At 68.4% G+C, this 15,484-nt stretch carries 14 protein-coding genes and 1 tRNA gene; 12 read left to right on the forward strand and 3 right to left on the reverse strand.

Annotated features, from left to right (window positions below; all coding sequences use genetic code 11):
* Window positions 1-3 precede the first annotated feature (3 nt).
* Window positions 4-1,302, reverse strand: a complete 1,299-nt coding sequence (locus ACR9E9_RS05775; RefSeq protein WP_435202584.1) for an aminotransferase — start codon at window positions 1,300-1,302, stop codon at window positions 4-6.
* Between the two features lie 175 nt (window positions 1,303-1,477).
* On the opposite strand from ACR9E9_RS05775, the gene ACR9E9_RS05780 reads away from it, so the two are divergent.
* From ACR9E9_RS05780 to rplA, 5 genes are all read left to right on the forward strand, one after another.
* A tRNA-Trp gene (locus ACR9E9_RS05780) sits at window positions 1,478-1,550 on the forward strand.
* Window positions 1,551-1,600: 50 nt separating this feature from the next.
* Window positions 1,601-1,858 carry a preprotein translocase subunit SecE gene (gene secE, locus ACR9E9_RS05785; protein ID WP_435202586.1) on the forward strand — a complete coding sequence of 86 codons (258 nt, stop codon included), beginning with the start codon at window positions 1,601-1,603 and terminating at the stop codon, window positions 1,856-1,858.
* Between the two features lie 73 nt (window positions 1,859-1,931).
* Window positions 1,932-2,825 (forward strand): transcription termination/antitermination protein NusG, encoded by an 894-nt coding sequence (gene nusG / locus ACR9E9_RS05790; RefSeq protein WP_435202588.1) that lies wholly within the window; start codon window positions 1,932-1,934, stop codon window positions 2,823-2,825.
* A 95-nt stretch (window positions 2,826-2,920) separates the two neighbouring features.
* Complete coding sequence (rplK, locus tag ACR9E9_RS05795) at window positions 2,921-3,358, forward strand: 50S ribosomal protein L11 (RefSeq protein WP_435202590.1); 438 nt, start codon at window positions 2,921-2,923, stop codon at window positions 3,356-3,358.
* Window positions 3,359-3,425: 67 nt separating this feature from the next.
* On the forward strand, window positions 3,426-4,151 hold the full coding sequence (gene rplA, locus ACR9E9_RS05800) for a 50S ribosomal protein L1 (protein ID WP_435202592.1): 726 nt from the start codon (window positions 3,426-3,428) through the stop codon (window positions 4,149-4,151).
* A gap of 72 nt (window positions 4,152-4,223) precedes the next feature.
* Here rplA and ACR9E9_RS05805 read toward each other — a convergent pair whose 3' ends face one another.
* On the reverse strand, window positions 4,224-4,895 hold the full coding sequence (locus ACR9E9_RS05805) for a GntR family transcriptional regulator (RefSeq protein ID WP_435202594.1): 672 nt from the start codon (window positions 4,893-4,895) through the stop codon (window positions 4,224-4,226).
* 118 nt (window positions 4,896-5,013) lie between these two features.
* Here ACR9E9_RS05805 and ACR9E9_RS05810 point away from each other — a divergent pair, with 118 nt between their 5' ends.
* From ACR9E9_RS05810 to rplL, 6 genes are all read left to right on the forward strand, one after another.
* Window positions 5,014-6,240 (forward strand): malonyl-CoA decarboxylase domain-containing protein, encoded by a 1,227-nt coding sequence (locus ACR9E9_RS05810; protein ID WP_435202596.1) that lies wholly within the window; start codon window positions 5,014-5,016, stop codon window positions 6,238-6,240.
* Window positions 6,237-7,757: a malonate--CoA ligase gene (locus tag ACR9E9_RS05815; protein ID WP_435202598.1), complete on the forward strand. Its 1,521-nt coding sequence runs from the start codon at window positions 6,237-6,239 to the stop codon at window positions 7,755-7,757. The genes ACR9E9_RS05810 and ACR9E9_RS05815 overlap by 4 nt, the downstream gene beginning before the upstream one ends.
* Before the next feature lie 31 nt (window positions 7,758-7,788).
* Window positions 7,789-8,190: a malonate transporter subunit MadL gene (madL, locus tag ACR9E9_RS05820; protein WP_435202599.1), complete on the forward strand. Its 402-nt coding sequence runs from the start codon at window positions 7,789-7,791 to the stop codon at window positions 8,188-8,190.
* A 1-nt stretch (window position 8,191) separates the two neighbouring features.
* Complete coding sequence (gene madM / locus ACR9E9_RS05825) at window positions 8,192-8,956, forward strand: malonate transporter subunit MadM (protein ID WP_435202601.1); 765 nt, start codon at window positions 8,192-8,194, stop codon at window positions 8,954-8,956.
* Window positions 8,957-9,203: 247 nt separating this feature from the next.
* Entirely contained in the window at window positions 9,204-9,779 is a 576-nt protein-coding gene (rplJ, locus tag ACR9E9_RS05830) for a 50S ribosomal protein L10 (protein ID WP_435202603.1), read from the forward strand.
* Window positions 9,780-9,851: 72 nt separating this feature from the next.
* A complete protein-coding gene (gene rplL / locus ACR9E9_RS05835) occupies window positions 9,852-10,241 on the forward strand; it encodes a 50S ribosomal protein L7/L12 (RefSeq protein ID WP_435202605.1) in 390 nt (129 codons plus the stop codon).
* Window positions 10,242-10,331: 90 nt separating this feature from the next.
* On the opposite strand, the gene ACR9E9_RS05840 is transcribed toward rplL, so the two are convergent.
* Window positions 10,332-11,588 carry a phospholipase D-like domain-containing protein gene (locus ACR9E9_RS05840; RefSeq protein WP_435202607.1) on the reverse strand — a complete coding sequence of 419 codons (1,257 nt, stop codon included), beginning with the start codon at window positions 11,586-11,588 and terminating at the stop codon, window positions 10,332-10,334.
* Between the two features lie 358 nt (window positions 11,589-11,946).
* Here ACR9E9_RS05840 and rpoB point away from each other — a divergent pair, with 358 nt between their 5' ends.
* Complete coding sequence (rpoB, locus tag ACR9E9_RS05845; RefSeq protein ID WP_435202609.1) at window positions 11,947-15,429, forward strand: DNA-directed RNA polymerase subunit beta; 3,483 nt, start codon at window positions 11,947-11,949, stop codon at window positions 15,427-15,429.
* Window positions 15,430-15,484 lie beyond the last annotated feature (55 nt).

A 15,484-nucleotide genomic window follows, 5' to 3' on the forward strand; every position in this document is an offset into this window, starting at 1 on the left:
TCCTCAGGCAGGTGCGTCGATGAGCTGTTCTGCCGCCGCGAGCAGGACGCACGTGGCGACGGTCTCCATCGCCTCGGTCAGCTCCTGCAGCGGGGGCATCGTCGGGGCGAGTCGGATGTTGGTGTCCTCGGGATCCTCACCGTAGGGGAAGGAGGCGCCCGCCGGGGTGAGGGAGAGGCCGGCGTCCTTGGCGAGCGCGACGACACGGGAGGCCGTCCCGGGCACCACGTCGAGGTTGACGAAGTACCCGCCGGTCGGTGCATTCCAGGTGGCGACCCCGCGACCGCCGAGACGCTCGGTGAGGACCCGGTCCACCTCGGCGAACTTCGGCGCGATGATCTGCGCGTGCTTGCGCATGTGTGCTCGCACGCCCTGCGCGTCACCGAAGAACTCGACGTGGCGCAGCTGGTTGACCTTGTCCGGGCCGATCGAGCCCTTGCCGAGGTGCGCGAGGTACCACTTCACCTGCTCGACCGAGGAGGCCAGGAAGGCCACGCCGGCACCGGCCCAGGTGATCTTGGAGGTCGAGGCGAACAGGATGGCGCGGTGCGGGTGACCGGTGCCGGAGGAGAGGGAGATGATGTCCGCGCTCTTGGTCTCCTCCTCGGTGAGGTGGTGCACCGCGTAGGCGTTGTCCCAGAAGATCTTGAAGTCGGGGGCCGCGGTCTCCATGCCGGCCAGCCGGCTGGCCACCTCCTGGCTGCACACGGCGCCGGTGGGGTTGGCATAGGTCGGGACGATCCACAGGCCCTTGATCGAGGGGTCGGCAGCGGCCAGCCGCGCGACCTCCTCGGCGTCGGGGCCGTCCTCGGTCATCGGCACGGTGACCATCTCGATGCCGAGGTCCTCCAGGAGCGCGAAGTGGCGGTCGTACCCGGGGACGGGGCAGATGAAGGTGACCTTCTCCTCCTGCGACCACGGGCGAGGGGAGTCGACGCCGCCGAAGAGGAGGAGGTCGACGAGGACGTCGCGCATCATCGTCAGGGAGGAGTTGCCGCCGGCGACGAGCTGCTCCGGGTCCACCCACAGCAGCTCGGCGAAGATCTCGCGCAGCTCGGCGAGGCCGGTGAGGCCGCCGTAGTTGCGCACATCGGTCCCGGAGCGGTCGGTGGTGGAGCGGGGAAGGGAGAGCATCTCGTCGGCGAGGTCGAGCTGCGCCGTGCTCGGCTTCCCGCGGGTCACGTCGAGCGTGACCCCCTTCGCCGCCTGGGCTGCGTGGGCCTCGCGCTGGGTCGCCGCGAGGGACCGGAGCTCCTCGACGGAGAGGTCGGACAGGGGAAGGGGGTGGTTCGCTGAAGTCACGGGTCCAGTCTTTCACCTGAGCCCATCACGCGGTACCGACGTCCGAGTTCGCGGACCGGGCGGCGGGTGTCGTACAGTGGATCCTCGGTTGACTTTGACCAGACTTTCCGGTGTGCCCGCACACGGGGAAGCGGTGGAAATCGGCCGCGGGTCGTCGTCCCACCTGGCGGCCCGAAGGGCAGTGGCTCAATTGGTAGAGCACCGGTCTCCAAAACCGGCGGTTGGGGGTTCGAGTCCCTCCTGCCCTGCGTTGCACGACACGCAATACCCACAGGCGACCCGGATGAGAAGAGACGACGTGACCCAGCTCGGAGCGCAGCCGACCAACGCGCGGCGCGGCCCGAAGGGCGGCAATCCCGTCTCGCGCTTCTTTGGTTCGATCGGACTGTTCATCGCGCAGGTCCTCGACGAACTCCGGAAGGTCGTTCGGCCGACGCGGTCCGAGCTGGTCAACTACACCTTGGTGCTCATCGTCTTCGTCACCGTGATGATGCTCATCATCTCCGGGCTGGATGCGGTGTTCACCAGGACCGTGCTCTGGGTGTTCGGCGGCTGACACCGCCACGTACGTACCGCATACCGGGCGCCCCGCGCGCCGTTCGTTCGAAGTTGAAGTGAGGAAACAGGTCATGTCCGACCAGGCTCAGACCCCCGATCCCGAGGAGAACGAGGGCTCGAGCGCGATCGCCGCCGAGCAGGCCGAGCGTGCTGCTCAGCCGCCGGCTGATCTTCCCTCGGCGCAGGAGGCGGACGACGCCCGCGCCGCCGACGAGGCGCTGGAGGAAGCTGCCGAGGAGGCTGCCGAGGCGTCCGAGGACGAGGGTGGCGTCGACGAGGGCGCCGGCGACGGGGCGACCGAGAGCGTCGCCACCGAGGACGAGGACGGCGACCTGCTCCCCGAGGACACCGCGGACCCGGTCCAGGCCTTCAAGGACGATCTCGCCTCGAAGTTCGGCGAGTGGTACGTCATCCACACCTACGCGGGTTACGAGAACCGCGTGAAGCACAACCTCGAGACCCGTGTCGCGAACCTCGACATGGAGGACTACATCTTCGAGGTCGCCGTGACCATCGACGAGGTCACCGAGATCAAGTCCGGTCAGAAGAAGGTCCGCAAGCAGCCGCGCATGCCCGGTTACGCGCTCGTGCGCATGGAGCTGACCGACGAGTCCTGGGGCGCCGTGCGGCACACGCCGGGAGTCACGGGATTCGTCGGCAATGCCCACGACCCGGTGCCGCTGGGCCTCGACGAGGTCTTCACGATGATCAAGCCGTCCGACCTCGAAAAGTCCGCCGCCGCAGCGGGGTCCGGCGCGCCGGCCAAGGACGGCCAGGCCGGGTCTGCCGTCGACGTCGACTTCGAGGTCGGCGAGTCCGTCACGGTCATGGAGGGCCCCTTCGAGACCATGCCGGCGTCGATCTCCGAGATCCTCCCCGAGGCCCAGAAGCTCAAGGTCCTCGTCTCCATCTTCGGCCGGGAGACCCCGGTCGAGCTCGGCTTCCACCAGGTCGCCAAGATCTGATCCGGTCGGTCCGCACGGACCTGCCGGGACAGCACATTCTGCAACCGGGTCATCGCCCACGGCGTGGGCCCACAACAAGGAAGTAGGAACACCGCATGCCTCCCAAGAGCAAGAAGGTCTCCGGCTACATCAAGCTCCAGATCCAGGCCGGTGCGGCCACCCCGGCTCCGCCGGTGGGTCCGGCGCTGGGTCAGCACGGCGTCAACATCATGGAGTTCGTCAAGGCGTACAACGACGCCACCGCGGACATGCGTGGCAACGTCGTGCCGGTCGAGATCACGGTCTTCGAGGACCGCTCGTTCACCTTCATCACGAAGACCCCGCCGGCTGCCGAGCTGATCAAGAAGGCCGCAGGCGTGAAGAAGGCCTCCGGTGAGCCCCACAAGACCAAGGTCGGGACGCTCACGAAGGACCAGGTCAAGGAGATCGCCGAGACCAAGATGCCCGACCTCAACGCCCACGACATGGACGCCGCGATGAGGATCATCGCGGGAACGGCTCGCCAGATGGGCATCGAGACCCCGGCGCTCTGAGCCCGGACACCCGTGGGAGGGCCAGCGCTGGCCCGCACCACACCTCCACCACCACCAAGGAGCACTCATGAAGCGCAGCAAGAGCTACCGCGCCGCAGCGGCGAACATCACCGACGGCGTGGCCTACGCCCCGCTCGAGGCCGTGCGTCTGGCCAAGAAGAACGCCAAGACCACGTACGACGAGACCGTCGAGGTCGTCTTCCGTCTCGGCATCGACCCCCGCAAGGCCGACCAGATGGTCCGTGGCACGGTCAACCTGCCCCACGGCACCGGCAAGACCGCCCGTGTCCTCGTCTTCGCGACGGGTGACAAGGCCGAGGCGGCCCGTCAGGCCGGCGCCGACCACGTCGGCTCGGACGACATGCTCGAGAAGGTCCAGGGCGGGTGGATGGACTTCGACTCCGTCGTCGCCACCCCGGACCTCATGGGCAAGGTCGGTCGACTCGGCAAGGTCCTCGGCCCCCGTGGCCTGATGCCGAACCCGAAGACCGGCACCGTCACGATGGACACGGCCAAGGCCGTCACCGACATCAAGGGCGGCAAGATCGAGTTCCGCAACGACAAGCACGCCAACCTGCACTTCATCATCGGCAAGGCGAGCTTCGACGAGAAGCAGCTCGTGGAGAACTACCAGAGCGCGCTCGAGGAGATCAACCGCCTCAAGCCGTCCGCCTCCAAGGGCCGCTACATCTCCAAGGCCGTGCTGAGCACGACGATGGGCCCGGGTATCGAGCTGGACAGCTCGCGGACCAAGAACCTCCTCGAGGAGGCCGCTGTGGTGGCCGCCGAGTGAGCTCGGGTCACTCCTGACGAAGGGGGCCTCTTCCCGCACCGGGAAGAGGCCCCCTTTCGTGTGTGCTCGGGGTCAGCCGGAGGTGACCTTCTTCCACGTGCGCACCAGCTGACCGAACTCCGTCACCTGGACGAGGACGTGGTCGCGGGCCGCGTTCTCCGCCGCCTCGGCGTCACCGCGAGCGATGGCGTCAGCGATGGCGCGATGCTCGCCGAGTGAGCGACGCATGCGATCCGGGACCCGCAGCTGGAGGCGTCGATAGGGCTGCAGCGCCCGCTTCAGCGCGTGGGTCTGCGACCGCAGGTAGTCGTTCCCGCACGCGTCGTAGACCGCACCGTGGAACCGGGCATTCGCGTAGTAGTAGTTGTCGGCGTCCCCGGCCTCGGCGAAGGTCTCGCACTCGGCGAGAGCCTCCTCCAGCACGGCCAACCCGTGGCGTTCCATGCGGCGCGCCGACAGTCGGGCGGCCATGCCCTCGAGCTCGGCCATGACCTCAAAGCGTTCGGTGAGATCGGCGATGCCCAGCTCGGTGACGAAGGTGCCCTTCTTGGGGCGGATCTGCACCAGGCCGGAGCGTGCCAGGGCCTGCAGGGCCTCCCGGATGGGCGTGCGCGAGCACCCGAACTCGCTCGCGAGGTTCACGGGGTCGAGCCGCTCACCCGGCCTGTAGTGGCCCTCGACGATGGCGTCCTCGAGGCAGTCCCTGACCCGGTGGGCCTCGGGGACTCGGGGTGTGTCCGACATGGGGCCTCCAGCCGCGCTCTTGGGTGCAGGGGGTGGTGCTCTGCTCCTGCATACCTTACCGTGGCTGTTGTATATATCAGAGCGTCACGTGGATGCCCTGACGTCGAAGGAGACACCCATGGCCACTGCTGCGCTGAGACAGCCGGACCTCGAGAGCGTGATCGACCGCTGCGCCGAGCTCATGGGCGGCACCGGGCCGGACCCCGTGGCCGTCACCGCCGCTCGCGTTCTCGAGGACTGCGCCCAGCTCGACAGCGCAGGCCGGCGAGCCGTCTACACGCACCTCGTGCGTGACTACGACGTCGACGTCTCCGCGGTCCGCGAGGCCTACCGTCGCTGGGAGGCCGTGGTGGACTCCGGCTCGCAGGGCGCCACCGAGCTCACCGGACTCTTCGATGTCGTCGAGCCCGCCCGCCAGCAGCTCCTGCGCCGACTCAACCACGCCCCCGGGGGCACGCTCGCGCTCACCGAGCTGCGGGCCGACGTCCGGTGGATGCTGCCCGAGCACCCTGACCTGCAGCCGCTGGATCACGACCTGCTCCACCTGCTCACGTCCTGGTTCAACCGAGGCTTCCTCAGCGTCGCCGAGGTGACGTGGGAGTCGTCGTCGCCCGAGGTGCGTCAGCACCTGCGCCAGTACGAGCGGGTCCATCCCATGGCGACGCCGGATGAGCTGCGCCGTCGCATCGAGCCCTCGGACCGCCGCGTCTTCGCCTGCTTCCACCCCGCGACCGGCGACGTGCCGCTGATCTTCGTCGAGGTGGCCCTGTGTCGTGGCGTCCCCGATCGCATCGCCACGCTGCTCGGGCCCGGTCCGGCGCTGCCGTCCGAGGAGGCCGACTGCGCTGTCCTGTACTCGATCAACAACTCGCTCGCGGGGCTCGCCGGGATCTCCTTCGGCAGCATGCTCATCAAGCAGGTCATCGCCCGGGTGCGAGAGGAGCTCCCGCAGATCACCGACGTCGTCACGCTCTCCCCGATCCCGGGATTTCGCAGCTGGCTGGACGGGCACGCGGACGAGGAGGCCGGGCTCCGCTCCCTTCGCACCGCACTGGACCGCTGGTCGCACACCCCTGACGGGGGAGTGGAGGTGGAGGCCGTCAGCCCGGCGATGGTCGCCGCGCTGCGCCGCTACCTCACCGAGGAGAAGCGTCCCGATGGTCAGCCGCTCGACCCGGTCGCGCGCTTCCACCTCGGCAACGCCGCCACCGTGGAGCAGCTGAACTGGCCGGCGAACGTCTCCGACGAGGCCTGGCGCCAGTCATTCGGCGCGATGGTCAATTACCGCTACGACGCTCGAGCGAGCGTCGACACATCCCGCCACGAGAAGGACTCCCTGCGATGACCCACACGACCATGCTCGACGCCTTCCACACCCAGGTGTCCGAGCGCCCCGACGCCGTCCTCTTCGACCTGCCGGACGGACGGCGGATCAGTTATGCGCAGACCCGCGAGATCGTGCAGCGTGTGGCCTCGACACTGCGCGAGGCCGGCGTGGTGCGCGGGGACCGCGTCGCGGTGCAGGTCGAGAAGTCCCCGGAGGCGATCGCCCTCTATCTCGCGGTCCTGCAGCGCGGCGCCGTCTTCCTCCCCCTGAACACCGCCTACACCGGCGCCGAGCTCGACTACTTCATCGACGATGCCCGGCCCCGCGTCCTCGTCTGCGACCCCTCAGCCGCCACCGACCACGCGCACCGCGCGCAGGGCGACCAGCTGGTCGTCGAGACCCTCGGGACCACCGGCGACGGCTCCCTGCTGGAGGGGTCGGACCGCGACGCCGACGCCGAGCCCGTCGACGCGTCCGACCCGGCGGCGATCCTCTACACCTCGGGCACCACCGGCCGGTCGAAGGGGGCGGTGCTCACCCACGCGAACCTCACCTCCAACGCGCAGGCGCTGGTCGAGGAGTGGCGGTTCACCGGCGAGGACCGCCTCATCCACGCGTTGCCGATCTTCCACGTCCACGGTCTCTTCGTCGCGGTGAACATGACGTTGATGACCGGAGCAACCCTGCTGTACCTGCCGCGCTTCGACGCGGACCGGGTCATCGACCTGCTGCCCCGGGCAAGCGTGCTCATGGGCGTGCCGACCTTCTACACGCGCCTGCTCGAGCACCCGGAGCTCACGGCCGAACGCTGCGCCCACATGCGGCTCTTCGTCTCCGGCTCGGCGCCGCTCCTGGCGCGCGACCACGAGGCCTTCGCCGAGCGCACCGGGCACGCGATCCTCGAGCGCTACGGGATGACCGAGACCGGGATGAACGCATCCAACCCCTATGTGGGGCAACGCAAGCCGGGCACGGTCGGCCCGCCCCTGCCCGGTGTCGAGATCAAGGTGGCGGATGGTGAGACGGGCGCCGAGCTCCCGGTCGGCGAGGTCGGAAGCGTCGAGGTGCGTGGCCCCAATGTCTTCAGCGGTTACTGGCAGATGCCGGAGAAGACGGCGTCGGAGTTCCGCGAGGACGGATTCTTCATCACCGGCGACCTCGGGTCCCTCGACGAGCAGGGCTATCTGAGCATCAGCGGGCGCACCAAGGACCTCGTGATCAGTGGTGGGCTCAACGTCTACCCCAAGGAGATCGAGATCCTGCTCGACGAGCACCCCCAGGTGCTCGAGTCCGCGGTCATCGGTGTGCCCCACCCCGACTTCGGCGAGACCCTCGTCGCCGTCGTGGTGCCGGCATCGGGGGAGCAGCCCGAGGAAGGGGCGGTTCGCGAGTTCCTCTCCGGTCGCCTGGCGAAGTTCAAACAACCCCGCGCCGTCCGCGTGGTCGACGCATTGCCGCGCAATGTCATGGGCAAGGTGCAGAAGGCCGAACTGCGGACCCGATATGCCGACCTCTTCGTCGGCACCGACGGCTGAGCGTCGTCGGAACCAGGAGGGAATCAGATCAATGGTGATCTATGGAGTGGCCTTACTGGCTGTGTGTGTGGTCGTGGGCAGCGTGCTCGGAACCGCGCTCGGTCAACTGCTCGGCATCGACGCGGACGTGGGCGGTGTGGGCTTCGCGATGATCATGCTCGTCTTCGCGACCGACTGGATGCGCCGCCACGACCTGTTGCCGAAGGTGACAGAGCAGGGCATCGCCTTCTGGAGCGCGATCTACATCCCGATCGTCATCGCGATGGCGTCGACGCAGAACGTCTTCGGTGCGGTCTCCGGCGGCCCGATGGCGCTGCTCGCCGGGGTGCTCGCGCTGCTGTTCGGCGCGGCCATGGTGCCGGTGCTCGCGCGCATCGGGGAGCCAGCGGACCCCCTTCCCCCAATGACCGACGCCGAGAAGCTGGAGAACTGACGTGGATGCCGTCGTCGAGGACCTCAAGTCCAGTGACCTGCTCATCGCCTTCGCCGTCGTCGGGGGTCTCATCCTCGTGGCCGGCTGGTTGTCCGCGACGCTGACTCGCGGCCGACTCCACGGATCAGCGATCGCGATCATCCTCGGCCTCGTGCTGGCCTACTGGGGAGGCGCCGTGACCGGCGGCGAGGACGGGCTCGCCGACATCGCCGTCCTCTCCGGCCTGGGTCTGATGGGTGGGTCGATGCTGCGTGACTTCGCGATCGTCGCGACGGCCTTCGGCGTCGACGTCCAGGAGATCAAGAAGGCGGGCCTGGTCGGCGTGCTGTCGTTGCTGCTCGGGGTCGTCGGCTCCTTCGCTGTCGGCGCAGCCGTCGCGGCGGCCTTCGGGTACACCGACCCGGAGTCGCTGGTGACCATCGGTGCCGGCGCCGCGACCTACATCGTCGGCCCGGTGACGGGCACGGCCGTGGGAGCCAGCTCCGAGGTCATCGCCCTGTCCGTGGCGGCCGGCCTGGTCAAGTCCGTGATCGTCATGATCGGCACGCCCTTCATCGCCCCCCTGATCGGCTTGAACAACCCGAAGTCCGCCATGGCGTACGGCGGACTCATGGGCACGACCTCGGGGGTCGCCGGCGGGCTGGCCGCGACGGACAAGCGCCTCGTGCCCTACGGGGCGATGACGGCGACGTTCTACACCGGGCTCGGCTGCCTGCTCGGCCCGTCGTTGATGTACTTCGCGCTCCGCGCCATCACCGGCGGCTGACGAAGGGTGTGCCCGGTGCTGATTTGGTGGCAGCGCCGGGCGCACCGTATTCTGTGCAGCGACCATTGACCGCCGGTTGTCACTGCCCACCATGGGCCGTGACCCAAGGTTCCGCGAGAGCGGGCGACCAGCGCAGGACACGATCTGCCAGCCACGTCCTCGACGTGTGCCCTGAGCCCCGTGCCTTGCGCCGGGGCTCTTTCTCGTTCCGGGCCGCCGGTGGCACCACACGAGAAGGGAGGCCCGCATGGCGAACGCTCAGAAGGACGCCGCCATCGCCGAGCTCGCGGAGAAGTTCCGCAGCTCCAGCGCGGCCGTTCTCACGGAGTACCGCGGTCTGACCGTGGCGCAGCTCGCGCAGCTGCGCAAGAACCTCCGTGGCAACGCCAGCTACTCCGTGGTGAAGAACACGCTGACCGCACGCGCTGCCAAGGAGGCGGGCGTCGAGTCCGCCTTCGAGGGCCAGTTCGTCGGCCCCAACGCGATCGCCTTCGTCGAGGGCGACCCCGTCGAGGCCGCCAAGGGTCTGCGTGACTTCGCCAAGGACCACCCCCTCCTGGTGATCAAGGGCGGGCTCTTTGACGGGAACCCGCTCTCGCCGGAGCAGATCAACCAGCTCGCGAACCTCGAGTCGCGCGAGGTGCTCCTGGGCAAGCTGGCTGGGGCCATGAAGGCCCAGCTCACCCAGGCCGCCTACCTCTTCAACGCACCGCTGTCGCAGACCGCTCGGGTCGTCGACGCGCTGCGCGCGAAGGTCGAGGAGCAGGGCCCGGTCTCGGCCGACGCCCCCGAGTCCACCCCCGAGGGTGGCGACGAGGCCTGAGGCACCTGCCTTCGGTCACACCACGCATCACCGCCACTCACGGCGACACATTTAGCAGAAAGGACGCCCATCATGGCGAAGCTCAGCACCGACGAGCTCCTTGAGGCCTTCAAGGAGATGACCCTCATCGAGCTCTCCGAGTTCGTGAAGCAGTTCGAGGAGACCTTCGAGGTCACCGCCGCGGCCCCGGTCGCCGCTGCGGGCGCCGCCCCGGCCGCCGGTGGCGACGCCGGTGAGGCCGTCGAGGAGCAGGACGAGTTCGACGTCGTCCTCACCGCGGCCGGCGACAAGAAGATCCAGGTCATCAAGGAGGTCCGCGCGCTCACGAGCCTCGGTCTCAAGGAGGCCAAGGACCTCGTCGACGGCGCGCCCAAGCCCGTCCTCGAGAAGGTCGACAAGGACGCCGCGGACAAGGCCAAGGAGGCCCTCGAGGGCGCCGGGGCCACCGTCGAGCTCCAGTGATCCACGCCCCTGCTTGAGGGGCATCGCAGGACCGCGAAGGGCGGGTCGCACCACAGGGTGCGGCCCGCCCTTCGTGCTGCTCGGGAGGAGCTAGAGCAGGGGGCGCCAGGGCGAGAGGATGCCCTCGGTCACGCGGTTGATGAGCGGACGCCGGGCCCACTGCTGGGGGGTGAGCTCGGTGCAGTTGCCGGAGTCGAGACTGAAGATCTCCTCCATGCGGGCCGCGACGTCCGGGTCGAGGATCTCGATGTTGACCTCGTAGTTCCCGGCGAGGCTGAGCCGGTCGATGTTCGCCGTGCCGATCGTCGACCACAACCCGTCGATGGTCGCCGTCTTGGCGTGGACCATGGCGTTCTCGAAGCGCAGCAGTCGAACGCCACCCTGCAGGAGGCGTTCGTAGCTCGACCGGCTGAGCCAGTCGGCGATGATGTGGTTGCTGAAGCGCGGAACGATGAGGCGCACGTCGACGCCACGCTCCGCGGCGGCCACGAGGCTGCGCGCGAAGGCCTCGTCGGGGATGAGGTAGGCCGTGGTGAGCCAGACCCGTTCGCTCGCGCGGTCGATCGCCTCGAGGTACATGTTGCGGATCGGGTAGACGAGGTCGGCCGGCAGGTTGCGGTGCACCCGCATGTCCCGGCTCCACGTGCGAGGGCCCGGCTGGGGGAGCGCGGGCGTGGCCCCGTAGTGGTTCCAGTAGTCGACGAAGGCGTTCTCGAGCTCGACGACCATGTCCCCGGCGAAGCGGGCGTGCGTGTCCCGCCAGCGGGTCGCGTAGTCCTGACCGATGTTGTAGCCCCCGACGTAGGCCGCCGCGCCGTCGACGACGAGCAGCTTGCGGTGGTTGCGCCCCAGGTGGCTGGGGAAGAAGAACTTCAGGCCGCCGGTGACCAACGGGTGGCGCTTGACGTGGATCCCCTCCGGGAGGGACCGGTAGAAGGAGCGCGGGACGACGAGGTTGGCGAACTCGTCGAAGACGACGAAGACCTCCACGCCGCGCTCGTGCGCAGCGACGAGGGCCCGGCGAAAGCGCTCGCCGACGTCGTCCCCCTTCCAGATGTAGGTCTCGAAGTAGATGCGCTCCCGGGCGGCCGCGATGTCCGTGAGCATGTCCTCGAAGAGGTCCTCGCCGAAGGTGTAGATGCGCACGTCACCGCCGCTGACCGGGACGGGGCCGTCGGCCTCGTGCGGGAACTCCTCGTCTGGCCGGTCCTTGCGGCGCTGACTGTCGAAGACGAGCAGTCCGGCGACAGTGAGGAGTTGGGTGGCCAGGACGGCTGCGGCCGAGCGACGCAGCATCTTGCGGGCTTTCCGCCGGCGGCGACGGCGAAGGAGAGCGCGGGCGTTCATGCGCCCACCTTATGTGCAGTGCGAAGGGGGTGAGTCGCGGCAGCCGGGTCGCGACCCGCCGGGCGCGCACCTTGACGTCGCCTCTCCTGTCGTCCACCATCATGGCGTCGACTGATCCGGCAGGGCGCCCCCGCAAGGGCCTCGCCGTTGACCACCGTCGAGCCGTCGGCTCGACCGGGTTGGACACTTGTGTGCATCTGCATCTAGACTGTCGCTTTGCGCTGCCCTTCTCCTGTCGCGGCCCGGTCAGATCGTTCCAATCCCCTCAGTGCCGAGGTGTGTGGAGCGCTCCGATGCGGTCCCGACGTCGGGCGGTGCATCGCCGCCCGACTCTCACGGCCCGTGGAAGGATCCATCCTTGGCTGCCTCGCGCACCGCTTCCCCGATGTCCACCGCACAGACTGCCAGTGGCCGTCTGTCCTTCGCGAAGATCCGCGAGCCCCTCGAAGTCCCTGACCTCCTGGCTCTCCAGACCGACAGCTTTGACTGGCTCCTCGGCAACGAGAAGTGGCAGGAGCGTGTTGCCGAGGCTCTCGAGACCGGCCGCCGCGACGTGCCCGAGCGCTCGGGGCTCGAGGAGATCTTCGAGGAGATCTCGCCGATCGAGGACTTCTCCGGCTCCATGAGCCTCTCCTTCCGGGAGAGCCGCTTCGAGGAGCCCAAGTACAGCGTGGAGGACTGCAAGGAGCGCGACCAGACGTACTCCGCGCCGCTCTTCGTCACCGCTGAGTTCATGAACGCCGAAACCGGCGAGATCAAGAGCCAGACGGTCTTCATGGGCGACTTCCCGCTCATGACCGACCGCGGCACCTTCATCATCAACGGCACCGAGCGTGTCGTCGTCTCGCAGCTCGTCCGCAGCCCGGGCGTGTACTTCGAGCGGTCGGCGGACAAGACCTCCGACAAGGACGTCTACTCCGCCAAGATCATCCCGAGCCGCGGTGCGTGGCTGGAGTTCGAGGTCGACAAGCGCGACATGGTCGGCGTGCGCGTCGACCGCAAGCGCAAGCAGTCGGTCACCGTCCTGCTCAAGGCACTGGGCATGACCTCCGCCGAGATCCTCGAGGAGTTCGGAGAGTACGAGTCGATCCGCGCGACCCTCGAGAAGGACGCGGTCGAGGACCAGGACTCCGCGCTCCTGGACATCTACCGCAAGCTGCGTCCGGGCGAGCCCCCGACGCGTGAGGCCGCGCAGAACCTGCTCGACAACCTCTACTTCAACCCCAAGCGCTACGACCTGGCCAAGGTCGGTCGCTACAAGATGAACCGCAAGCTGGGCCGCGACGAGGAGCTCTCCTCCTCCGTGCTCATGCTCGAGGACATCGTCGCGACGCTGAAGTACCTCGTGGCCCTGCACGCCGACCAGTCGACCCTCCCGGGGACCCGCGACGGCGAGAGCATCGAGATCTCGGTCGAGACGGACGACATCGACCACTTCGGCAACCGTCGCCTGCGCAGCGTCGGCGAGCTCATCCAGAACCAGGTCCGCACGGGCCTGTCGCGGATGGAGCGCGTCGTGCGAGAGCGCATGACCACGCAGGACGTCGAGGCGATCACGCCGCAGACCCTGATCAACATCCGGCCGGTCGTCGCCTCCATCAAGGAGTTCTTCGGCACCAGCCAGCTCTCGCAGTTCATGGACCAGAACAACCCGCTGTCGGGTCTGACGCACAAGCGGCGTCTCTCCGCGCTGGGCCCGGGCGGTATCAGCCGTGACCGCGCCCAGATGGAGGTCCGTGACGTCCACCCGTCGCACTACGGGCGCATGTGCCCGATCGAGACGCCCGAAGGGCCGAACATCGGCCTCATCGGGTCGCTCGCGAGCTACGGGCGGATCAACGCCTTCGGTTTCATCGAGACCCCGTACCGCAAGGTCGAGGCCGGTCGCGTCACGGACCAGGTCGTCTACATCTCCGCCGACGAGGAGGACCGGGTCGTCGTCGCCCAGGCGAATGCCGTCCTGTTGGACGACGGCAACTTCCGCGACGAGCGGGTCCTCGCCCGCACCAAGGGCGGCGAGGTCGACCAGGTCCTTGCCGGCGAGATCGACTACATGGACGTCTCGCCCCAGCAGATGGTCTCGGCCGCGACCGCGATGATCCCCTTCCTCGAGCACGACGACGCCAACCGTGCGCTCATGGGCGCCAACATGCAGCGCCAGGCCGTGCCGCTCGTGAAGGCCGAGGCCCCCTTCGTCGGGACCGGCATGGAGCACCGTGCCGCGCTCGACTCCGGTGACGTCGTCCGGGCCGAGAAGGCCGGTGTCGTCACCGAGGTCTCCGCGGAGCTCGTGACCGTGACGCAGGACGAGGGCGGTTCGCGCACGTACAAGATGATGAAGTTCTCCCGCTCCAACCAGGGGAACAGCTACAACCAGCGCGTCATGGTCTCCGAGGGTGACCGCGTCGAGACCGGTCAGCTCATCGCCGACGGTCCTGCGACCGACGGTGGCGAGATGGCGCTGGGGCGCAACCTCCTCGTCGCGTTCATGCCCTGGGAGGGCTACAACTACGAGGACGCGATCATCCTCAGCCAGCGTCTCGTCCAGGACGACGTCCTCTCCTCGATCCACATCGAGGAGCACGAGGTCGACGCCCGCGACACCAAGCTCGGCCCCGAGGAGATCACCCGGGACATCCCCAATGTCTCCGACGACGTCCTCGCCGACCTCGACGAGCGCGGCATCATCCGCATCGGTGCCGAGGTCCGCGACGGCGACCTCCTCGTCGGCAAGGTCACCCCGAAGGGCGAGACCGAGCTGACGCCGGAGGAGCGCCTGCTCCGGGCGATCTTCGGTGAGAAGGCCCGCGAGGTGCGCGACACCTCGATGAAGGTCCCTCACGGTGAGACCGGCACGGTCATCGGCGTCAAGGTCTTCGACAAGGACGAGGGCGACGAGCTGCCCCCGGGCGTGAACCAGCTCGTCCGCGTCTACGTGGCGAACAAGCGCAAGATCACCGATGGTGACAAGCTCGCCGGCCGTCACGGCAACAAGGGCGTCATCTCCAAGATCCTGCCGGTCGAGGACATGCCCTTCCTCGAGGACGGCACGCCGGTCGACGTCGTGCTCAACCCGCTCGGTGTCCCCGGTCGAATGAACATCGGCCAGATCCTCGAGCTCCACCTGGGCTGGGCCGCCAGCCGTGGGTGGGAGATCGCCGGCAACCCGGAGTGGGCCCAGATGATCCCCGACGACGCGCGTCAGGCTCCGCCGAACACCCGCGTCGCCAGCCCGGTCTTCGACGGTGCCGACGAGGAGGAGATCACCGGTCTCCTCGAGTCGACCACCCCGACCCGCGACGGCGACCGCCTCATCGGGGCGTCCGGCAAGGCCCACCTGTTCGACGGCCGCAGCGGTGAGCCGTACCCGGACCCCGTGTCCGTCGGGTACATGTACATCCTCAAGCTGCACCACCTCGTGGACGACAAGATCCACGCGCGCAGCACGGGCCCGTACTCGATGATCACCCAGCAGCCCCTCGGCGGTAAGGCCCAGTTCGGTGGCCAGCGCTTCGGCGAGATGGAGGTGTGGGCCCTCGAGGCCTACGGCGCCTCCTACGCGCTCCAGGAGCTCCTGACGATCAAGTCGGACGACGTGACCGGCCGCGTGAAGGTCTACGAGGCCATCGTCAAGGGCGACAACATCCCCGAGCCCGGCATCCCCGAGTCCTTCAAGGTGCTCATCAAGGAGATGCAGTCCCTCTGTCTCAACGTGGAGGTCCTCAACACCGAGGGCGGCACGATCGAGATGCGCGACAACGAGGAAGACGTCTTCCGCGCCGCGGAGGAGCTCGGCATCGACCTGTCCCGGCGGGAGCCGAGCAGCGTCGAAGAGGTCTGACGGAGTCCCGGCGCCGGGTCACCGGCGCCGGGCCGCCTGCGGATCACCTGATCAC

The sequence above is a fragment of the Janibacter sp. GS2 genome (genome assembly GCF_051200835.1).
Classification (GTDB): Bacteria; Actinomycetota; Actinomycetes; order Actinomycetales; family Dermatophilaceae; genus Janibacter.

Excerpts from the sequence above, each read along its gene's own strand:
- ACR9E9_RS05810 (WP_435202596.1), top strand. The coding sequence starts at position 5,014 with ATGGCCACTGCTGCGCTGAGACAGCCGGACCTCGAGAGCGTGATCGAC.
- ACR9E9_RS05815 (WP_435202598.1), top strand. The coding sequence starts at position 6,237 with ATGACCCACACGACCATGCTCGACGCCTTCCACACCCAGGTGTCCGAG.
- nusG (WP_435202588.1), top strand. The coding sequence starts at position 1,932 with ATGTCCGACCAGGCTCAGACCCCCGATCCCGAGGAGAACGAGGGCTCG.
- rplJ (WP_435202603.1), top strand. The coding sequence starts at position 9,204 with ATGGCGAACGCTCAGAAGGACGCCGCCATCGCCGAGCTCGCGGAGAAG.
- madL (WP_435202599.1), top strand. The coding sequence starts at position 7,789 with ATGGTGATCTATGGAGTGGCCTTACTGGCTGTGTGTGTGGTCGTGGGC.
- ACR9E9_RS05805 (WP_435202594.1), bottom strand. The coding sequence starts at position 4,895 with ATGTCGGACACACCCCGAGTCCCCGAGGCCCACCGGGTCAGGGACTGC.
- rplA (WP_435202592.1), top strand. The coding sequence starts at position 3,426 with ATGAAGCGCAGCAAGAGCTACCGCGCCGCAGCGGCGAACATCACCGAC.
- rplK (WP_435202590.1), top strand. The coding sequence starts at position 2,921 with ATGCCTCCCAAGAGCAAGAAGGTCTCCGGCTACATCAAGCTCCAGATC.
- rplL (WP_435202605.1), top strand. The coding sequence starts at position 9,852 with ATGGCGAAGCTCAGCACCGACGAGCTCCTTGAGGCCTTCAAGGAGATG.
- ACR9E9_RS05840 (WP_435202607.1), bottom strand. The coding sequence starts at position 11,588 with ATGAACGCCCGCGCTCTCCTTCGCCGTCGCCGCCGGCGGAAAGCCCGC.